We start from the raw sequence: 18,622 nt of genomic DNA on the forward strand, positions 1-18,622 counted from the left end.
CAAGGAAAGACCCATCCTTTGTTTGCTCTGAGCGAAAGTGCAATCTCACACCCTCGCTCAGAGCCTAGCACTTAGCCTTGCAATGCACTCAAGGTCAGGTCCAGACACTTGCGGGCCTTGGTCACCAGCTCGTCGATCTCGGCATGACTGATCACCAGTGGCGGAGCAATGATCATGGTGTCGCCCACGGCGCGCATGATCAGGCCGTTGTCGAAGCAGAATTGTCGGCAGATCATGCCGACGCCCTTCCCGACATACCGCGCACGGGTGGCCTTGTCCTGAACCAACTCGATGGCACCCAACAGACCGACTCCACGCACTTCACCCACCAACGGGTGATCGTTCAGTTCCCGTAGACGCTTTTGCAAATAGGGTGCCGTTTCTGCACGAACGCGCTCGACAATTTTCTCTTCGCGCAGGATGCGGATGTTTTCCAGTGCGACCGCAGCCGCTACCGGGTGCCCGGAGTAAGTGAAACCGTGGTTGAAATCGCCCCCCTCATTGAGCACCTCGACCACTTCGTCGCGCACAATCAGGCCACCCATAGGGATGTAACCGGAGGTCAGGCCCTTGGCAATGGTCATCATGTCCGGCTTGAGGTCGTAGAAATCGGTACCGAACCACTCACCGGTACGGCCGAAACCACAAATCACCTCATCGGCGACAAATAGAATGTCGTACTTGGCGAGGATTTCCTTGATGCGCGGCCAGTAGCTTTCTGGCGGCACGATCACCCCACCCGCACCCTGGATCGGCTCGGCAATAAAGGCACCGACATGGTCGACGCCGATTTCGAGAATCTTTTTCTCCAGCTGGTCGGCCGCCCAGATACCGAATTCTTCCGGACTCATGTCGCCGCCTTCACCGAACCAGTACGGCTGCGGGATGTGCACGATGCCCGGGATCGGCAAGTCGCCCTGTTCGTGCATGTAGGTCATGCCGCCCAGGCTCGCACCGGCCACGGTCGAGCCGTGGTAGCCGTTGATGCGGCTGATGATGACTTTCTTGTTCGGCTGGCCCTTGATCGCCCAATAGTGACGAACCATACGCAGCATGGTGTCGTTGCCTTCGGAGCCCGACCCGGTAAAGAACACGTGGTTCATGCCTTGCGGTGCGATGTCGGCAATGGCCTTGGCCAGTTCCAGCACCGGCGGGTGAGCGGTCTGGAAGAACAGGTTGTAATAAGGCAGTTCACGCATCTGTTTACTGGCGGCATCGGCCAGCTCATCACGACCGTAACCGATGGCCACGCACCAGAGGCCGGCCATGCCGTCGAGGATCTTGTTACCTTCACTGTCCCAGAGGTACACGCCTTTGGCGTTGGTGATGATCCGCGGACCTTTCTCTTTCAGCTGCTTGAAGTCGCTGAAAGGGGCCAGGTGGTGATCATTGCTCAGGATTTGCCATTCACGGGTTTGCGGGTTGTTGCTGGTCATACGAATTCTCCTAAGATTCCAGTAGAGGGCGCCGCCAGGAACGGCGGCACCCGGCGCATCAGACGGCGAATAGCAGGAATTCCCGCTCCCACGAACTGATCACGCGCTTGAAGTTTTCATGCTCGGCCCGCTTGACCGCGACGTAGCCAGTAATGAATTTCTTGCCCAGGTACTTCTCGATGGTGGCGCTGTGCTCCATGCGTTCCAGTGCATCTTCGATGGTCAATGGCAGACGCAGATTGCGTCGTTCGTAACCACGCCCGACCACCGGTGCGCTCGGATCGATCGCCTCGACCATGCCGATGTAACCGCAGAGCAGGCTCGCGGCGATGGCCAGGTAAGGGTTGGCATCGGCACCCGGCAGGCGGTTTTCCACCCGGCGGTTTTGCGGACCGGCATCCGGCACGCGCAGGCCGACGGTACGGTTCTCTTCGCCCCACTCCACGTTCACCGGTGCCGAGGTGTCCGGCAGGAAGCGGCGGAACGAGTTGACGTTCGGGGCAAACAGCGGCAACAACTCGGGAATGAATTTCTGCAAGCCGCCGATGTGGTGCAGGAACAGTTGGCTCATGGTCCCGTCTTCATTGGAGAAGACGTTCTTGCCGGTCTCGATGTCGATGATGCTCTGATGCAAGTGCATGGCACTGCCCGGCTCACCGGTCATCGGCTTGGCCATGAACGTCGCGGCAACGTTGTGCTTGAGCGCCGCTTCGCGCATGGTCCGTTTGAACACCAGAATCTGATCGGCCAGCGACAGGGCATCACCGTGACGGAAGTTGATTTCCATCTGCGCGGTGCCGTCTTCGTGGATCAGCGTGTCGAGATCCAGTTCCTGCAGTTCGCACCAGTCGTAGACATCTTCGAACAACGGGTCGAATTCGTTGGCCGCTTCTATAGAGAAGGACTGCCGACCGGTTTCCGGGCGACCGGAACGGCCGATCGGCGGCTGCAACGGGAAGTCCGGGTCTTCGCAACGCTTGGTCAGGTAGAACTCCATTTCTGGCGCCACGATCGGCTGCCAGCCTCTATCGGCATAGAGTTTCAGAACCTTCTTGAGCACGTTGCGCGGCGACAGCTCGATCGGGTTGCCCTGCTTGTCGTAGGTGTCGTGAATCACCTGGGCCGTAGGCTCGATGGCCCAGGGCACAAGAAATACCGCGTTCTGATCGGGACGGCAGATCATGTCGATGTCTGCCGGATCGAGGAGCTCGTAATAGATGTCGTCTTCGACATAGTCGCCCGTCACTGTTTGCAACAGCACACTCTCGGGCAGGCGCATGCCTTTCTCGGCGATGAACTTGTTGGTCGGCGAGATCTTGCCGCGAGTAATCCCGGTAAGGTCGCCAATCATGCATTCGACTTCTGTGATCTTATGGTCTTTCAACCAATCGGTGAGCTGGTCGAGGTTGTTACTCATAAATGCCTCTGGACTGAGTTTCCTGACTCTTATAAGTCAGGCGTTGTTTGACGCATCGGCGTCGCGTTGTAATGCGCGCTCGCGGCAGGCATCGCCAAATGCCTGGAAGATCGCAAGGTAGTCGGGGTTTGAGCTTACCTGCCATTCGGGATGCCATTGAACCCCCAGGGCAAAACCCCTGCCTCCGTTGACTGGCTCTCCACCTACAGAGATGGCCTCGATCAACCCGTCAGGAGCCAGAGCCTCGACACGAAGGCCCGGCGCCAGACGTTCAACACCCTGGCCATGAATCGAATTGACTTGAATCTCACTCGCCAGGCCCAGACCTGCGAGCACACCACCCGGTTGAATATGCACCGGGTGACTTGGCGCATACTGCCCTTCCAGCGGTAGGCTATCGTCTTCACGGTGATCCATGAATGGACCGGCCTCGTGAACTTTTTGATGCAGGCTGCCGCCGAACGCCACATTCATTTCCTGGAAGCCGCGGCAAATACCGAGCACGGGAATACCGGCCTCGACAGCGGCGCGGATCAACGGGAGAGTGGTGGCATCGCGTGCAGAATCATGAGCAGTGCCCGGCGCGCTGGCTGGGCCGCTATAGTGAAACGGTTCTATATTGGAAGGAGAGCCGGTAAAGAGAATGCCATCCAGACCGTCCAGAATATCGGACGGGTCCAGCAGATCAGCCAGGGATGGGAGAATCACCGGCAGGCCCTTGGCAGCTGAGGCCACGGCGCGGACATACTTATCACCACTGATGTGATAAGCATGCAAACCGATCTGCCTGGAGCAGGCGGTGACGCCGATTAACGGCAGGCGAGACATGAAGCACCCCGGTATTATTGCTGTTATGGGTTTGAATCGAGCTTAGCCTTGTTCATTTTTTTACACAACACCCCCGTAAAAAATACAACACGGCCTGCTCAAACCTGCGGACACTAAAGACCCGGAATGTATAAAACCGCCTTAAATTGCCCCAAAAATGCCCTCGCGGCGCTTTTTCAGGGCAAAAAAGGCCTCGCTTGACTTCGGCATGCCGTTCGGGTTGACTGGAATCTCAAGAGCTCAATGATTGATATTTTTAACAACAAAGGTGTTGCATCATGTCGGTACCCCCGCGTGCCGTTCAGCTTAACGAAGCGAACGCGTTCCTTAAGGAACATCCTGAGGTTCTGTACGTTGACCTTCTGATTGCGGATATGAATGGTGTGGTGCGCGGCAAGCGCATCGAGCGCACCAGTCTCCACAAGGTTTACGAGAAAGGCATCAACCTGCCGGCCTCTCTATTTGCTCTGGATATCAACGGTTCGACGGTGGAAAGCACCGGGCTGGGCCTGGACATCGGTGATGCTGACCGAATCTGCTATCCAATCCCTGACACCCTGTGCAATGAACCCTGGCAGAAGCGCCCGACCGCGCAACTGTTAATGACCATGCACGAAATCGAAGGTGAACCTTTCTTCGCCGATCCGCGCGAAGTCCTGCGTCAAGTTGTTACCAAATTTGACGACATGGGTCTGACCATCTGCGCCGCATTCGAACTGGAGTTCTACCTGATCGACCAGGAGAACGTGAATGGCCGGCCACAACCTCCACGCTCGCCGATCTCTGGCAAACGTCCGCATTCGACCCAGGTCTACCTGATCGACGACCTCGACGAATACGTCGACTGCCTCCAGGACATTCTGGAAGGCGCGAAAGAGCAAGGCATCCCGGCCGACGCCATCGTCAAGGAAAGTGCTCCGGCGCAGTTCGAAGTCAACCTGCACCACGTTGCCGACGCGATCAAAGCCTGCGATTACGCGGTACTGCTCAAGCGTCTGATCAAAAACATCGCCTACGACCATGAGATGGACACCACCTTCATGGCCAAGCCTTACCCGGGCCAGGCAGGTAATGGTCTGCACGTACACATCTCGATCCTTGATAAAGAAGGCAAGAACATCTTTGCCAGTGAGGATCCCGAGCAGAACGCCGCACTGCGTCACGCGATCGGCGGTGTGCTCGAGACCCTACCGGCGCAGATGGCCTTCCTCTGCCCGAACGTCAACTCCTACCGTCGTTTCGGCGCACAGTTCTACGTGCCGAATTCGCCGTGCTGGGGCCTGGATAACCGTACGGTTGCCCTGCGCGTACCAACCGGCTCGGCCGATGCGGTCCGCCTGGAGCACCGCGTTGCCGGCGCCGACGCCAACCCGTACCTGCTGATGGCTTCGGTCCTGGCAGGTGTGCACCACGGTCTGGTCAACAAGATCGAGCCGGGCGCACCGGTGGAAGGCAACAGCTACGAGCAAAACGAGCAGAGCCTGCCGAACAACCTGCGTGATGCCCTGCGCGAGCTGGACGACAGCGAAGTCATGGCCAAGTATATCGACCCGAAATACATCGATATCTTCGTCGCCTGCAAGGAAAGCGAGCTGGAGGAGTTCGAACACTCCATCTCCGACCTCGAGTACAACTGGTACCTGCATACCGTGTAAGCGGTTGCAGTAAAAACAACGCCGCCGGCCAAAGCCTGCGGCGTTTTTTTGCGGCTGAATCGTAGGGTTATTTCTTCAAGACATCAGGATTAACCCTACATAAAAAACAATTGATTCAAACTCAATATGCAGGCCACCGGACTTGCCGACTGGATGATGCCCGGAAGTAATCATCCGGCAGCCTGCCATTACGTCACTTTGAGAATATCAGTCATGAAAACACACATCCTTGGCGCTGCCTTTTCTCTTATCGGGGTCAGTTTATGCTCTGCCGCGTGGGCTCAGACCCAACAGCATCCCCATTGGAGCTACACCAACCCGGATAGTTGGGGCGAGTTAAAGCCCGATTACAAACTCTGCACGCTCGGAAAAGTGCAATCGCCCATTGATATTCGCGATGCTGCCAAAGCAGATCTGGCCCCGCTGGCTTTTGATTATCGGTCCAGTCCGATAGAGGTCTTGAACAATGGACACACCGTTCAGGTCACGCCCTCGAACGCGGGCGGGATCACACTGGCCTCCGGAAACTACTCATTAATACAGTTCCACTTCCACAGCCCCAGTGAAGAAAAAATACAAGGTCGTGCCTACCCTATGGTCGCGCACCTGGTTCACCGTAATCATTCAGGCGATCTAGCCGTCGTTGCCATCCTTTTCGAGGAAGGAGCCCATAACCCGGCTTTGGCGCCCATCCTTGCAGCAATGCCTGACGTAGTGGGCGCAACAAAAGCCTTGGACAATCAGAGCATCGCAGACTTACTACCCACAAAACGTGATTACTATGCCTACATGGGCTCCTTGACGACTCCGCCTTGCAGCGAAAATGTGCGCTGGCATGTCCTGACGACTCCGGTTGCCTTGTCCCGAAATCAGTTGAATGCGTTCCAGGCGCTGTACCCAATGAATGCGCGCCCCGTTCAACCCTTGAACGGTCGGACCATACAAGTGGGCGGCTAACCCATCGCGGGTATGCTCCAGGGGGGCAGCGGCGCTATACAGACAACATCGAGCCCGACTCGTACAATGCCCGCTGCCCTGCAGGAGACTTCAATGACGCGCCCCGCCACCATCCGCAAACCCCGCGCACGCAGCCAGGCCAGGATCGATTCGATACTCGATGCCGCGCGCACGCTGCTGGCTGCCGAGGGCGTGGCCAGCCTGTCGATCTACAGCGTCGCGGAACGCGCGGAGATCCCGCCCTCCTCCGTCTACCACTTCTTTGCCAGCGTCCCGGCCCTGCTCGAAGCCCTGACCGCCGATGTCCACGCGGCCTTTCGCGCCTGCCTGCAAGCACCTATCGAGCCCGCCTCGCTCAGCGGCTGGCGCGACCTGTCACGACTGGTGGAGCAGCGCATGCTGAGCATCTACAGCGAAGACGCCGCCGCCCGCCAATTGATCCTGGCGCAGCACGGCCTGACCGAAGTCACCCAGGCTGACCGCCAGCACGACATCGAATTGGGCGACTTGATGCACAAACTGTTCGATCAACATTTCCAGCTGCCGGTGCTGCCCGATGATGTCGATGTCTTCGCCCTGGCCATGGAACTGGGCGATCGCGTTTACGCCCGTTCGGTGCAACAGCACGGGCAAATCACCCCGCGCATGGCCGAGGAAGGTATGCGGGTATTCGATGCCTATCTGGGGCTGTATCTGCCGCCTTATCTGCCCAAACGCGGCGCATGACACAGGGCATGACCATGCATCAGGTTGCGCAGAGTTATCTTGGCGTCTGGAAGCGGCGCCTGATCCAGCACCGCTCGGGACATTCGGACAGCGAAACCGCGGTGTATTGGCTGCAGACCCCACGACTGTTCGCCGATCTGCGCATCCCGCCCAACCCGCTGCCCGGCCTGCCACTCGAAGCACTCAGCCACGTTCAACATCAGGCACTGTGCGAACAGAAAGGCTTCGCCGGGGTGACCCGGGTCGAGGCCGACATTTGCCAGTGGCATCGCAAAATGGACTATCAACCGGTCAGTGGCGAAGAAGATATCGGTCGCATGCAATTTGAAACCAGCGAACGCCTGGTCGAAACTGCGCTGGACAATAGCTATTACGAAATCTGGGAGCGCTTGCCGGATTCACTAGGGGTGTGTCGAGGCCAATGGCTGCAAGCACCAGATGATCCATCACGCCAAGGCTGCCTGCTATTGGCCGGGGATTATTTCCTGTTCGCCGCCAGCCGCCCCATAGCGCTGACACCCGGCGGTCATCTGCGCGAAAAGATCGGCCAACAACCTCCCATCACCCTCCTCGCCTGCGAGCTGTCTTTTGGTCGGCATCACGGCGGAAAATCCCCGTGGCAAATCGAGCGCTCAACGCTGCCTGCCAGAATGGGTCAATACCTGCTGCCCTCGGTAATAGACCCGTTTGCTGCAGACCTGTTCGCCGATGAAGCGCTCATGTCTTCACTCGGGACCTTTACCCCGGCCGGCGGCTGGCGTTGCGCGCCTGATCCCTAACACACCAGGACATAAAAAACCCCGAGGGGCTCAAGCCGTTCGGGGTCGTCTGTAGCGCACGGCTTACAGCTTGGCGATCGATACCTCGGTGGATTTCACGAAGGCAATCACCTCGCTGCCAACCACCAATTCCAACTCCTTCACCGAGCGCGTGGTAATCACCGAAGTGACGACGCCGGAAGCCGTCTGCACGTCGATTTCCGACAGAACATCACCGACTACGATTTCCTTGATAATGCCTTTGAACTGGTTGCGAACGTTGATGGCTTTAATAGTCATGAGCGGTATTCCTGATTGGCTAAGAGATTTTCTGCAGCGCAGTTATTGGGCCCAACGCAATTGCGTGGGCAAGGGTGAAACGGGTTCCGGCTCGGGTGGCGAACCGGGCAGCGACAACACACGGTTAAGGACTTCGGTTTCCAGCGCCGCCAGCCGATGGGAGCCGCGAACCCGAGGGCGCGGCAGTTCCACCTGCAGGTCGAGGCCGACTTCACCCTCCTCGATCAGAATCACCCGATCGGCAATCGCCACGGCTTCACTAACGTCGTGGGTCACCAGCAGCACGGTGAATCCGTGCTTCTGCCAAAGGCGTTCAATCAGTTGCTGCATCTCGATTCGGGTCAGGGCATCCAGGGCGCCCAGCGGCTCATCGAGCAACAGCAACCGAGGTTGATGAATCAACGCACGGGCCAGCGCAACACGTTGCTTCTGCCCGCCGGACAGGGCTGCCGGCCATTCATTGGCGCGATCCGCCAGGCCGACCGCTTCCAGTGCCTCCAGGGCTTTTGCCCGCCAGTTGCCCTTGAGTCCGAGACCCACGTTGTCGATGACTTTTTTCCAAGGCAGCAACCGCGCCTCCTGGAACATCAGGCGGGTGTCTTCGATCGCCTCACTCAGCGCTGCCGAACCTGCAAGCAGCTCACCGCCGGTAGGCTCGTCGAGACCGGCGAGCAAGCGCAGCAGAGTGCTTTTGCCGCAGCCACTGCGACCGACCACGGCGACGAACTGACCGGCTGGAATATGCAGATCGATCTCGCGCAGCACCTGCCGCGAGCCGAAGGTCTTTTGCAGCTTGCGCACCGCCAGCGGAATCCCGTGCAACAGACGAGGCGGTTGTTGTTGAGCCGTCATGCAACACCTCCCTTGGCAACCTGATAAGCCGGATGCCAGCGCAACCAGACTCGCTCCAGGCCGCGAGCTGCGAGGTCGGCCAATTTGCCGAGCACCGCGTACAACAGGATCGCCAGCACCACCACGTCAGTCTGCAAGAACTCCCGGGCATTCATCGCCAGGTAGCCAATACCGGAGCTGGCGGAAATGGTTTCGGCGACGATCAAGGTCAGCCACATAAAGCCCAGCGCGAAACGCACACCCACCAGAATCGAAGGCAACGCTCCCGGCAAAATTACCTGACGAAACAGGCCAAAACCGGACAAACCATAACTGCGGGCCATTTCCACCAGCGCCGGGTCGACGTTGCGGATGCCGTGATAGGTGTTGAGGTAGATCGGGAACAAGGTGCCCAGGGCCACCAGGAAAATCTTCGCTGACTCATCGATGCCAAACCAAAGAATCACCAGCGGAATCAGCGCCAGATGCGGCACGTTGCGGATCATCTGCACCGAACTGTCGAGCAGGCGTTCGCCCCATTTCGACAGACCGGTGATAAAGCCCAGGATCAGACCGATACTGCCGCCGATCAAGAAACCGGTTGCCGCGCGCCAACCGCTGATTGCCAGGTGGGTCCAGATTTCACCGCTGCGAACCAGGCTGATACCGGCTTCGATTACCGCGCTCGGCGCCGGCAGAATCCGCGTCGACAACCAGCCCGCGGACACCGACAACTGCCACACTGCCAGCAAAAACACCGGCAAAGCCCAAGGCGCGAGGCTTTGGATAACTGCTTTGTTCTTCATGGCCGTGCCTCAGTTCCAGGACGCAGTGTCGGGGAGGATGGCCAGGGGCCAGAAAATACTCATGGCGTTGTTTCCTTGGGAGTTCGAATTACGGCGCTTTGGCAACGGTCGCAGGCGGCGTCCAGATCACATCTTTGATGCTCAGCGGTTTCGGGATCAGCTTGAGTTGGTAAAAGCTGTCGGCGATTTTCTGCTGAGCGGCGACCACTTCTGGAGTGAGGAACAGCGCGCCATAGCCCTGGCGTTTCACCGCAGTCAGGGTGATATCCGCAGGCAGGCCGAGCAGTGGCGAAACCAGTCCGGTCACGTCTTCAGGATTGGCCTTGGACCATTCGCCGACAGCACGCACTTCTTCCACCAGTGTCTTGATCACTTGCGGATGTTTTTCGGCGTAAGGCCTGGTTGCCAGGTAGAACTGATGGTTGTCGACGATGCCGCTGCCGTCACGCAGGGTGCGTGCTTGCAATTGCTGTTCGGCCGCCGCCTGGTACGGGTCCCAGATCACCCAGGCATCAACACTGCCGCGTTCGAATGCGGCGCGGGCATCGGCCGGTGGCAGGAATACCGTCTGGATATCGGTGTATTTGAGGCCAGCGTCTTCCAGGGCGCGAACCAACAGGTAGTGAACGTTGGAACCTTTGTTGAGGACGACCTTCTTGCCCTTGAGGTCCTGCACCGATTTGATTGGCGAGTCTTTCGGCACAAGGATCGCTTCGCTGGTCGGTGCTGGCGGCTCATAAGCCACATAGAGCAGATCGGCGCCGGCCGCCTGAGCAAACACTGGCGGCGTTTCACCGGTCACGCCGAAGTCGATGGAACCGACGTTCAGCCCTTCGAGCAGCTGTGGGCCGCCCGGGAATTCAGTCCATTGCACTTGAATGCCCTGCTCTGCCAGGCGTTTTTCCAGCGAGCCCTTGGCCTTGAGCAGCACCAGGGTGCCGTATTTCTGATAACCGATGCGCAAGCTTTCGGCTTGGGCTTGAGTAACAACGCCGAGGGACACAGCCGCAGCAAACAGAGCGACCAGACCACGACGCAAAATGACAGTGCGCATAGCGCTCTCCTTTTGCTGTTGGGTTTTTGGCTGCACCTGCTTGGCCGTTAGCGGCTGAGTAAGGTGAGTACTTCCAGATTCGGTAAGGCTTAAATGCTCCAGCGAGCACTCAACAAACGTTCGTTCAACAGGTTCGGATCAATCGGTCCTGGCCGCCGCGCCATGGCGCTGTAAAACTGCTCCAGCGCCTCATTCAAGCGTCGTTCGAGGATCGGCACCAGCTGTGCCTGGGCACTGCCTTCGCCGTAGGCGATCTGACTGTCTTCGGCAAAAATCCCATGGAGCATTTCCTGAGCCTTGAGCGCCGAAAGCACCGGTTTGAGCGCGTAATCCACCGCCAACATGTGAGCGATGCTGCCGCCAGTGGCCATGGGCAGCACCACCTTGTGGCTCAGCGCGCGTTCCGGCAACAGGTCGAGCACGGTCTTCAGTGCGCCGGAGAACGACGCTTTGTAGACTGGAGTGGCGATCAACAGACCATCGGCATTTTCAATCTGTTGCAGCAGATCGATCACCTTCGGGCTGTCGAAGCGAGCATGGAGCAAATCCTCGGCCGGGAAGTCCCGTACCTGATAACTCACCACCTCCACGCCCTGCTGCTGCAACCAATGCCTGGAGTACTCGAGCAGCACCCCGGAACGGGAGCGCTGACTGGGACTTCCACCAAGTGAGACGACCAGCATGCAGATAATTCCTTGGGTTGTTGGCGATTCGCTGTCTGCGATCTCGCTGGGATGAACAGACCATACCAGTTGATTTATATATCCATAAATCTTATTTATTCATTTGTTTATTCTTTAAATGAATAAGCGGAAATTATTTCTCCGGCCATAAAAAAAGGCCGTCGAAACGGCCTGAAACCCTTGCATTGGGGATACCTTGAAAAGATCGCAGCCTGCGGCAGCTCCTACGGGATTTGCACACGGCGCGATACTGTAGGAGCTGCCGCAGGCTGCGATCTTTTGACTTTAACGATTGGGCTGCGGCGTCAACCGCAGATACGGCCTCACTGCCCGATAGCCTTGGGGGAAGCGCTGCTTGAGCTCTTCCTGATCCTGGAGCGACGGCACGATCACCACCTCATCACCGTCCTGCCAGTTGGCCGGCGTGGCCACTTTGTAGTTGTCGGTGAGTTGCAGCGAATCGATCACCCGCAGGATTTCCTGGAAGTTGCGCCCGGTGCTGGCTGGATAGGTGATCGTCAGGCGCACCTTCTTGTTCGGGTCGATGACGAACAGTGAACGTACGGTCAGGGTGTCGCTGGCATTCGGGTGGATCAGGTCGTAGAGGTCGGAAACCTTGCGATCCGCGTCGGCGAGGATCGGGAAGTTGACGATAGTGTTCTGGGTTTCGTTGATGTCTTCGATCCACTTGTGGTGCGAGTCCACCGAATCGACTGACAGGGCAATAGCCTTGACCCCACGCGTGGTGAACTCATCCTTGAGCCTGGCGGTGAAACCGAGTTCCGTGGTGCACACCGGGGTGAAGTCCGCCGGATGGGAAAACAGCACGCCCCAACTATCGCCGAGCCACTCATGAAAGCGAATCTTGCCGGCGCTGGAGTCCTGTTCAAAATCGGGTGCGATGTCGCCAAGTCTGAGGCTCATGGTATTGCTCCTGGTATGTGCTTGTGCAGCCCACTCTGCCTACACCGAGGAATATTTAAAAAGAATAAATATCGATTTATCTATACCTAAATAGAATAACAAAAACGCACGAAGCCCATCTTTCTCACAGGAGTCGATAAAGTAATGCGAAGAGGGGAGCTGGAAAGAGCTGCGGGTAGGAGCCTGACTTGAAAGACAACCCCTGCCCGGCATTGCGCCAGGCAAGAGCTTACGCAGGTATTACAACAACGGGATCGAGTAGCTGACGATCAGACGGTTTTCGTCCTGGTCGCGCTGGCCCGGAACGTCATTGCGCCACATGGCGTTTTTCCACATGACGCCGAGGTTCTTCAGCGGACCTTCTGGCACTACGTAGGCCAGGGTAATGTCGCGCTCCCACTCACTGTTGCCATTTCCTACAACGGTCGTGCCATTCACTCTCGCCGCGTTGTCGATATTGTCGCCACGCAGGTAAACCACACCGGCGGTCAAGCCCGGTGCTCCAATCTTGGCGAAATCATAGGTGTAGCGAGCTTGCCAGGTACGTTCGCCAGCGCGAGCAAACTTGGAAATCTGCATGTCGGTGGTCAGGTACGCCGATGCACCGTCCCCCTGGTTCAGGAAAGGAAAATCGCTGTCGCCGTTGCTGACCTGGTAGCCGCCGCCAAAGGTGTGGCCGGCAACGCTATACAGGAACAAGCCACTATACAGGTCGTTGTCGACCTTGCCCTTGGTGACGGTGCCACCGTAGTAACCGGTAGTGAAGTAGTTCGAGTCGTGCCCGTTGGCACCATCATCGGTGCTGTGGAAGTAGCGCAAGTCGGACTTCAACACACCTGGGCCGATAGCCCAGTTGTGTACCAGGCCGAGGAAGTGTTGCTTGTAGAAGTCTTCCAGGTTGCCGTAGTAATACTGAGCGGTCAGGTCCTTGGTGATCTTGTAGTCACCACCGCCATAGATAAATTTGTTGCTGTCACGGCCAGCCGCTGTGCGACTGTTGGCGCCAGCAATCGACAACTCTTCGTTGCTGCTGGAGTTACGACCTTTGGCGTGCTCGATCTGACCGCCGACCAGGGTCAGGTCCTTGATCTCGTTGGAGGTGAGTTGGCCACCCTGGAAGGTTTGCGGCAGCAGACGACCATCGTTGCTCACGATAACCGGCAGCTTCGGTTGCAGGGTGCCGAGTTTCAATTCAGTCTGGGAAACCTTGGCTTTGGCCGTGAGGCCCAGGCTGGAGAAGTTATCGACTGCTTCACCGTTGGACTTGCTTGGAAAAACAGTGCCGCCGTAAGAATTGTTCGAAGCGCCGTTGGTACCGCCGCCGGAATCCAGCTTGATACCCAACAGGCCGATGGCATCAACGCCGAAACCGACGGTACCTTGGGTGTAACCCGAAGTGAAGTTGAGCTGGAAGCCTTGACCCCACTCTTCTGCCTTGTTTTGAGTAGCGCCAGAATCACGGTTGTCGTTATTGATGTAAAAGTTGCGCAACCCCAAAGTGGCCTTGCTGTCTTCAACAAAACCGGCGGCACCTGCTTGCTGTGCCAAAACCCCCACGGCCACAGCCAGGGCCAACGTGGACTTGTTCATTGTTTCGCTCCTCTCGTTTTCTAATTCTTCTGTACTTAGGTCCTGAGTCGAACGCCCGGGATCCGTAGGTGCGCGATTAGCGCCAGACGGTGGCTGCGAAGTCAATCGTAACCAAGTGTGTCTACGACCATGGTCTAACCGCGTTATGCATTCGTGCAGGGTAATGAGTTTTTCATAAATCCAAAAAGAATTGTTTCGTAGTTTTTCATTCTTTTTAGGAATAAGACATGACTCGCTCAAACCAACCGGACACAAGGTGTCGGCAGACTCGCTAATTTCTAAATGGTATTTACGAGATTATTTTTAGATCATTTAGCTTTTATGTATTGCTGATTCGCGGGCAAGAAAAGATCAACCGACCAAACGTAAACGGCGAAAACCCTCGGTAAACCGCCAGATTCCTCAAGCAATCGAGGAAAATCGCGGGCCGTGCTTTCAGGTTATCGCCGTATGTGAATGAGCAATTTGTCGTTAATCAATAATCAGCGGTCAAAGCGTCTTTTCGAAGATTTTCGAATTACGCTGGTAGTTGTACAGCGACGCCCGGGCCGATGGCAGGCGGTCAACGCTGCTCGGCACGAAGCCGCGCTCGCGGAACCAGTGCGCGGTTCGCGTGGTGAGTACGAACAAGGTTTTCAAGCCCTGCGCCCGGGCGCGGGTTTCGATCCGTTCCAGTAATTCATCACCACGACCGCCATGCCGGTATTCCGGGTTGACCGCCAGGCAAGCCAGCTCTCCGGCATCCGAATCGGCAATCTGATACAGCGCCGCGCAGGCAATGATCATCCCTTCGCGCTCGACCACGCTGAACTGCTCGATCTCACGCTCCAGCACTTCGCGGGAACGGCGAACCAAAATGCCCTGTTCTTCCAGCGGGCTGATCAAATCCAGCAATCCGCCGACGTCTTCAATGGCCGCTTCACGCACCAGTTCGAATTGCTCCTGTGCGACCAGGGTACCGCCACCGTCGCGAGTGAAGAGTTCGGTGAGCAATGCACCATCTTCCACATAGCTGACAATATGACTGCGGCCTACACCACCTCGACAGGCCTCGGCAGCGGCATCAAGCAATTCCGCCTGATAGTTGCTACCCAGGCGCTGCAAATGCGCGGGAACCTGTTGCGGGCGCAGTTCGCGCACCAGTTTGCCGTTTTCGTCGATCAGGCCCAGATCGGCGCCGAACAGCAGCAGCTTGTCCGCCTCCAGGTCGATGGCGGCGCGGGTCGCGACGTCTTCGCAGGCCAGGTTGAAGATTTCCCCGGTCGGCGAGTAACCCAACGGCGACAGCAGCACGATCGAACGCTCGTCCAACAGACGGTTGATGCCCTTGCGGTCGACTCGACGGACCTCGCCGGTGTGGTGATAGTCGACGCCTTCCAGCACGCCGATCGGCCGTGCAGTCACCAGATTGCCGCCGGCCACCCGCAGGCGCGAGCCTTGCATTGGCGATGAGGCCATATCCATCGACAGGCGCGCTTCAATAGCAATCCGCAGCTGGCCGACCGCGTCGATGACGCATTCCAGGGTCGCCGCATCGGTGATGCGCAGGCCATGATGGTAATGCGGGGTCAGGCCACGGGCCGCGAGGCGGGTTTCAATTTGCGGGCGCGAACCATGCACCAGTACCAGCCGCACACCCAGGCTGTGCAACAGCACCAGGTCGTGGACGATATTGCCGAAGTTCGGATGCTCGACCCCGTCGCCGGGAAGCATCACGACAAAGGTGCAATCGCGGTGGGCATTGATGTACGGAGAAGCGTGACGAAGCCAATTGACGTAATCGGGCATAAAACCAGCGCCTGTAATAAAAAGCAGCCAAAAAAAGGACGAAACAGAAAACGCACAGCGGGCTGTTGGTTATCGTCGGAACAGGCTTGGCGACACGCGAGCTCTCCTTGTAGATACGGGCTTGATCATCGGCGATTTAACGGAGGTCAGGCCGGTGTCAGGCAATAATGTTCAATCAGTTGACGTAATAGATGCACGGTAGGCTGCAAGCGTGACATTTCGAGGTATTCCCCCGGCTGATGCGCACAGGCAATGTCACCCGGGCCAAGCACCAGTGTCTCGCAGCCAAGGCGCTGAAGATAAGGCGCTTCGGTGCCAAACGCTACTGCTTCGGCCAGGTGACCGGTGAGTCTTTCGGCGACACGGACCAATTCGCAGTCCTCGGCTTGCTCGAAGGGCGGCACTTCGGGGAACAATGGCGCGTAATCAATCTTCACCTTATGCCACTCGGCAATCGGCTCGAGCTTCTGCCGGATCGCGGCGCGCAAGACGTTCGGGTCCATGCCCGGCAGGGGTCGCAGGTCGAACTCCAGCGAGCACTGGCCGCAAATCCGGTTGGGGTTGTCGCCACCGTGGATGCAGCCAAAATTCAGGGTCGGCTGCGGCACGCTGAACTGCGGATTGCGATACTCGCGCTGCCACGCCAGACGCAAGCCGCGCAATTCACCCATGGCGTCGTGCATGGCCTCCAGCGCGCTATGGCCCAGGCGCGGGTCCGATGAGTGGCCGCTTTGCCCGAGAATATCGATGCGCTCCATCATTATCCCTTTGTGCATCCGAATCGGCTTGAGCCCGGTCGGCTCGCCAATCACCGCGGCACGTCCCAATGGCCGGCCGGCGGCGGCCAGTGCCCGGGCGCCGGCCATGGAGCTTTCTTCATCGCAGGTGGCAAGAATCATCAAAGGCTGCTTGAACGGTTTGTCCAGCAACGGCAGCACGGCTTCGATGGCCAGCGCAAAAAAGCCTTTCATGTCGCAACTGCCCAGACCCACCCAGCGACCGTCGACTTCGGTCAGTTTCAGCGGATCGGTCTGCCACAGCGCACCGTCGAACGGCACCGTGTCACTGTGTCCGGCCAACACCAGGCCGCCAGGGCCCGTGCCGAAACTGGCGAGCAGATTGAACTTGCCAGGGTTAACCTGCTGGATCTCGCAGGCAAATCCCAGATCGCCGAGCCAGGTCGCCAACAGGTCGATCACTGCACGATTGGATTGATCCAGATTCGGCTGGGTACAGCTGACCGACGGCGCAGCGATCAGCGCAGCGAACTGATCTTTCATGGATGGCAAAGGCATGCGCGGTCTCCGGGCTCGCTGGTGTGAACTCCATCATAGAGCCATCCGGCGCTCGGAATAAACCGTCGCGGCACGTCGAGCCGGCTTGTCCTGTACACTGCACGGCCTTGGCAGCCACACATTCCCCCGGCTGCGCTCCCGATCCTGGATTTTCCGGCCATGCAGAAAGAAACCGAAATCAAACTCCGCGTCAGCCGCGAAACCCTCGCCGCGTTGCGCGAGCATCCGCTACTGAAAAAACGCAACAAAAGTGGCTGGGAACGCCGTGAACTGATGAACCAGTACTTCGACACGCCAGAGCGCGATCTGGCTCAGGCCAAGGTTGCCCTGCGCCTGCGCCGCGATGGCGAAGAAGTGATCCAGACCCTCAAGACCCGTGGTCAAAGCATCGCCGGTCTGTCCGAGCGTAACGAGTACGACTGGAAACTGCCCAAAGCCAAGCTCGACGTGAAAAAACTCGACGGAGAATGCTGGCCGGAGCAACTGGCCGAACTGGACAAAAAGACCCTCAAGCCAATCTTCACCACCGATTTCGTCCGCGAACGCGCGGAAATCGCCTGGGGCCGTGGCAAGGCCAAAGTGGTCATCGAGGCCGCGCTGGACCTGGGCCACGTGATCGCCGGCAAGCAGAAAGAAGAAATCTGCGAACTGGAGCTGGAACTGCGTGAAGGCGAACCGGCCGCACTGCTGGAACTCGCCGCCGAACTGGCCGCCACCCTGGCGCTGATGCCGTGCGATATCAGCAAGGCCGAGCGTGGCTATCGCCTGTTCGATGCCAACAGCTATTCGTTGAGCCTGCCCGCGCCAAAGCTGACTGCTGAACTGCCGCTGGACGAAGCCTTCGCCGCGTTGAGCTGGCATTTGCTGAGCAGCAGCCAGCGCCTGGCCGAGCAATACCGTTTCAATGGCCACTGGCGCCTGCTGCAGGAATGGGTCGAAAACCTCGCTGAGTTGCGCGCGTTGCTGGGCAGCCTGGGCCAGGCCGCGCCACGTCAATCGACCCACGACCTGCGAGTATCGCTGGATGCCTTGCTGGAAGACTGGCGCCCACTGGTGCAAGCCGGCCAGGACGACGAAGACGTGCGTAAAGCCGCACCGGAACAGTTCGCCGAAGAACTTGAAGACGTGCGCTGGGGCCTGTTCTCGCTGAACACTTCGCGCTGGTTGCTGGCCCGCACCTGGGCAGCCGACCGCAACACCCGCGGCAATCGCCAGGGTGCAGCGCAATTGGCCAACTGGTTGCCGCGCCTGCTGGCCGACGAAGCCGTCGCCCTGCAACTGTCGCGCTACCAGCAACAGCCGGAAGACCTGGCCGAACAACTGCCGCGCATCGAGCGCATCCAGGCCTGGCTACACCATGCGCGTAACGTGCTGGAGATCCCGGAACTCGATCGCTTGTACGGCGAGTTGAAACAGCTGCAGCAACTGGCCAACGAGCCGATCACCGATGAAGCGCTCGATGCCCGCAAGCAGCAGGCGATTGTGGTGTTCCAGAATCGTGCCTGGAAGAATTTGTTGCGTATGTAACATCGCAAAAAAGATCGCAGCCTGCGGCAGCTCCTACGGAGCTGCGG

17 protein-coding genes are annotated in these 18,622 nt (G+C 58.2%); 5 read left to right on the forward strand and 12 right to left on the reverse strand.

The window, feature by feature from the left end; genetic code table 11:
• Positions 1-71: 71 nt before the first annotated feature.
• The 3 genes from AC3IUA_RS29260 to AC3IUA_RS29270 are packed head-to-tail and all read right to left on the reverse strand — an operon-like array spanning position 72 to position 3,681.
• On the reverse strand, positions 72-1,436 hold the full coding sequence (locus AC3IUA_RS29260; RefSeq protein WP_489358253.1) for an aspartate aminotransferase family protein: 1,365 nt from the start codon (positions 1,434-1,436) through the stop codon (positions 72-74).
• 58 nt (positions 1,437-1,494) lie between these two features.
• Positions 1,495-2,853 (reverse strand): glutamine synthetase family protein, encoded by a 1,359-nt coding sequence (locus AC3IUA_RS29265; protein WP_489358254.1) that lies wholly within the window; start codon positions 2,851-2,853, stop codon positions 1,495-1,497.
• Between the two features lie 36 nt (positions 2,854-2,889).
• Positions 2,890-3,681, reverse strand: a complete 792-nt coding sequence (locus AC3IUA_RS29270; RefSeq protein ID WP_489358255.1) for a gamma-glutamyl-gamma-aminobutyrate hydrolase family protein — start codon at positions 3,679-3,681, stop codon at positions 2,890-2,892.
• Positions 3,682-3,959: 278 nt separating this feature from the next.
• Here AC3IUA_RS29270 and AC3IUA_RS29275 point away from each other — a divergent pair, with 278 nt between their 5' ends.
• The 4 genes from AC3IUA_RS29275 to AC3IUA_RS29290 all read left to right on the forward strand — a co-directional run bounded on the left by AC3IUA_RS29275 (position 3,960) and on the right by AC3IUA_RS29290 (position 7,798).
• Positions 3,960-5,336: a glutamine synthetase family protein gene (locus AC3IUA_RS29275; RefSeq protein WP_489358256.1), complete on the forward strand. Its 1,377-nt coding sequence runs from the start codon at positions 3,960-3,962 to the stop codon at positions 5,334-5,336.
• Between the two features lie 213 nt (positions 5,337-5,549).
• Entirely contained in the window at positions 5,550-6,293 is a 744-nt protein-coding gene (locus AC3IUA_RS29280) for a carbonic anhydrase (RefSeq protein ID WP_489358257.1), read from the forward strand.
• A gap of 93 nt (positions 6,294-6,386) precedes the next feature.
• A complete protein-coding gene (locus AC3IUA_RS29285; protein ID WP_489358258.1) occupies positions 6,387-7,019 on the forward strand; it encodes a TetR/AcrR family transcriptional regulator in 633 nt (210 codons plus the stop codon).
• A gap of 8 nt (positions 7,020-7,027) precedes the next feature.
• Entirely contained in the window at positions 7,028-7,798 is a 771-nt protein-coding gene (locus AC3IUA_RS29290) for a hypothetical protein (RefSeq protein ID WP_489358259.1), read from the forward strand.
• A 63-nt stretch (positions 7,799-7,861) separates the two neighbouring features.
• Here AC3IUA_RS29290 and AC3IUA_RS29295 read toward each other — a convergent pair whose 3' ends face one another.
• The 9 genes from AC3IUA_RS29295 to argE all read right to left on the reverse strand — a co-directional run bounded on the left by AC3IUA_RS29295 (position 7,862) and on the right by argE (position 17,048).
• Positions 7,862-8,077 carry a TOBE domain-containing protein gene (locus tag AC3IUA_RS29295; RefSeq protein WP_489358260.1) on the reverse strand — a complete coding sequence of 72 codons (216 nt, stop codon included), beginning with the start codon at positions 8,075-8,077 and terminating at the stop codon, positions 7,862-7,864.
• Between the two features lie 42 nt (positions 8,078-8,119).
• A complete protein-coding gene (gene ssuB, locus AC3IUA_RS29300; protein ID WP_489358261.1) occupies positions 8,120-8,929 on the reverse strand; it encodes an aliphatic sulfonates ABC transporter ATP-binding protein in 810 nt (269 codons plus the stop codon).
• Positions 8,926-9,714 (reverse strand): aliphatic sulfonate ABC transporter permease SsuC, encoded by a 789-nt coding sequence (ssuC, locus tag AC3IUA_RS29305; RefSeq protein ID WP_489358262.1) that lies wholly within the window; start codon positions 9,712-9,714, stop codon positions 8,926-8,928. The genes ssuB and ssuC overlap by 4 nt, the downstream gene beginning before the upstream one ends.
• 88 nt (positions 9,715-9,802) lie before the next feature.
• The gene (locus AC3IUA_RS29310) at positions 9,803-10,768 is read right to left on the reverse strand and encodes a sulfonate ABC transporter substrate-binding protein (RefSeq protein WP_489358263.1); all 966 of its coding nucleotides are present in this window, start codon (positions 10,766-10,768) and stop codon (positions 9,803-9,805) included.
• A gap of 89 nt (positions 10,769-10,857) precedes the next feature.
• Positions 10,858-11,451: an NADPH-dependent FMN reductase gene (ssuE, locus tag AC3IUA_RS29315; protein WP_489358264.1), complete on the reverse strand. Its 594-nt coding sequence runs from the start codon at positions 11,449-11,451 to the stop codon at positions 10,858-10,860.
• Positions 11,452-11,736: 285 nt separating this feature from the next.
• Positions 11,737-12,375, reverse strand: a complete 639-nt coding sequence (locus AC3IUA_RS29320) for a peroxiredoxin (protein ID WP_489358266.1) — start codon at positions 12,373-12,375, stop codon at positions 11,737-11,739.
• A 240-nt stretch (positions 12,376-12,615) separates the two neighbouring features.
• Positions 12,616-13,965 (reverse strand): OprD family porin, encoded by a 1,350-nt coding sequence (locus AC3IUA_RS29325; protein ID WP_489358267.1) that lies wholly within the window; start codon positions 13,963-13,965, stop codon positions 12,616-12,618.
• A gap of 489 nt (positions 13,966-14,454) precedes the next feature.
• Positions 14,455-15,753 carry an amino-acid N-acetyltransferase gene (argA, locus tag AC3IUA_RS29330; protein WP_489358268.1) on the reverse strand — a complete coding sequence of 433 codons (1,299 nt, stop codon included), beginning with the start codon at positions 15,751-15,753 and terminating at the stop codon, positions 14,455-14,457.
• A 146-nt stretch (positions 15,754-15,899) separates the two neighbouring features.
• Positions 15,900-17,048 carry an acetylornithine deacetylase gene (gene argE, locus AC3IUA_RS29335; RefSeq protein WP_489358269.1) on the reverse strand — a complete coding sequence of 383 codons (1,149 nt, stop codon included), beginning with the start codon at positions 17,046-17,048 and terminating at the stop codon, positions 15,900-15,902.
• 159 nt (positions 17,049-17,207) lie between these two features.
• On the opposite strand from argE, the gene AC3IUA_RS29340 reads away from it, so the two are divergent.
• Positions 17,208-18,575 carry a CYTH domain-containing protein gene (locus AC3IUA_RS29340; protein WP_489358270.1) on the forward strand — a complete coding sequence of 456 codons (1,368 nt, stop codon included), beginning with the start codon at positions 17,208-17,210 and terminating at the stop codon, positions 18,573-18,575.
• The last annotated feature ends 47 nt before the right edge of the window (positions 18,576-18,622 follow it).

The sequence above is a fragment of the Pseudomonas sp. KH_050 genome (assembly GCF_057838875.1).

Coding starts and splice junctions, on each gene's coding strand:
- AC3IUA_RS29265 (WP_489358254.1), bottom strand. CDS start 2,853: ATGAGTAACAACCTCGACCAGCTCACCGATTGGTTGAAAGACCATAAG.
- ssuE (WP_489358264.1), bottom strand. CDS start 11,451: ATGCTGGTCGTCTCACTTGGTGGAAGTCCCAGTCAGCGCTCCCGTTCC.
- AC3IUA_RS29320 (WP_489358266.1), bottom strand. CDS start 12,375: ATGAGCCTCAGACTTGGCGACATCGCACCCGATTTTGAACAGGACTCC.
- argA (WP_489358268.1), bottom strand. CDS start 15,753: ATGCCCGATTACGTCAATTGGCTTCGTCACGCTTCTCCGTACATCAAT.
- AC3IUA_RS29340 (WP_489358270.1), top strand. CDS start 17,208: ATGCAGAAAGAAACCGAAATCAAACTCCGCGTCAGCCGCGAAACCCTC.
- AC3IUA_RS29280 (WP_489358257.1), top strand. CDS start 5,550: ATGAAAACACACATCCTTGGCGCTGCCTTTTCTCTTATCGGGGTCAGT.
- AC3IUA_RS29290 (WP_489358259.1), top strand. CDS start 7,028: ATGACCATGCATCAGGTTGCGCAGAGTTATCTTGGCGTCTGGAAGCGG.
- AC3IUA_RS29325 (WP_489358267.1), bottom strand. CDS start 13,965: ATGAACAAGTCCACGTTGGCCCTGGCTGTGGCCGTGGGGGTTTTGGCA.
- AC3IUA_RS29310 (WP_489358263.1), bottom strand. CDS start 10,768: ATGCGCACTGTCATTTTGCGTCGTGGTCTGGTCGCTCTGTTTGCTGCG.
- AC3IUA_RS29285 (WP_489358258.1), top strand. CDS start 6,387: ATGACGCGCCCCGCCACCATCCGCAAACCCCGCGCACGCAGCCAGGCC.
- AC3IUA_RS29260 (WP_489358253.1), bottom strand. CDS start 1,436: ATGACCAGCAACAACCCGCAAACCCGTGAATGGCAAATCCTGAGCAAT.
- ssuC (WP_489358262.1), bottom strand. CDS start 9,714: ATGAAGAACAAAGCAGTTATCCAAAGCCTCGCGCCTTGGGCTTTGCCG.
- argE (WP_489358269.1), bottom strand. CDS start 17,048: ATGCCTTTGCCATCCATGAAAGATCAGTTCGCTGCGCTGATCGCTGCG.
- AC3IUA_RS29270 (WP_489358255.1), bottom strand. CDS start 3,681: ATGTCTCGCCTGCCGTTAATCGGCGTCACCGCCTGCTCCAGGCAGATC.
- AC3IUA_RS29275 (WP_489358256.1), top strand. CDS start 3,960: ATGTCGGTACCCCCGCGTGCCGTTCAGCTTAACGAAGCGAACGCGTTC.
- AC3IUA_RS29295 (WP_489358260.1), bottom strand. CDS start 8,077: ATGACTATTAAAGCCATCAACGTTCGCAACCAGTTCAAAGGCATTATC.
- ssuB (WP_489358261.1), bottom strand. CDS start 8,929: ATGACGGCTCAACAACAACCGCCTCGTCTGTTGCACGGGATTCCGCTG.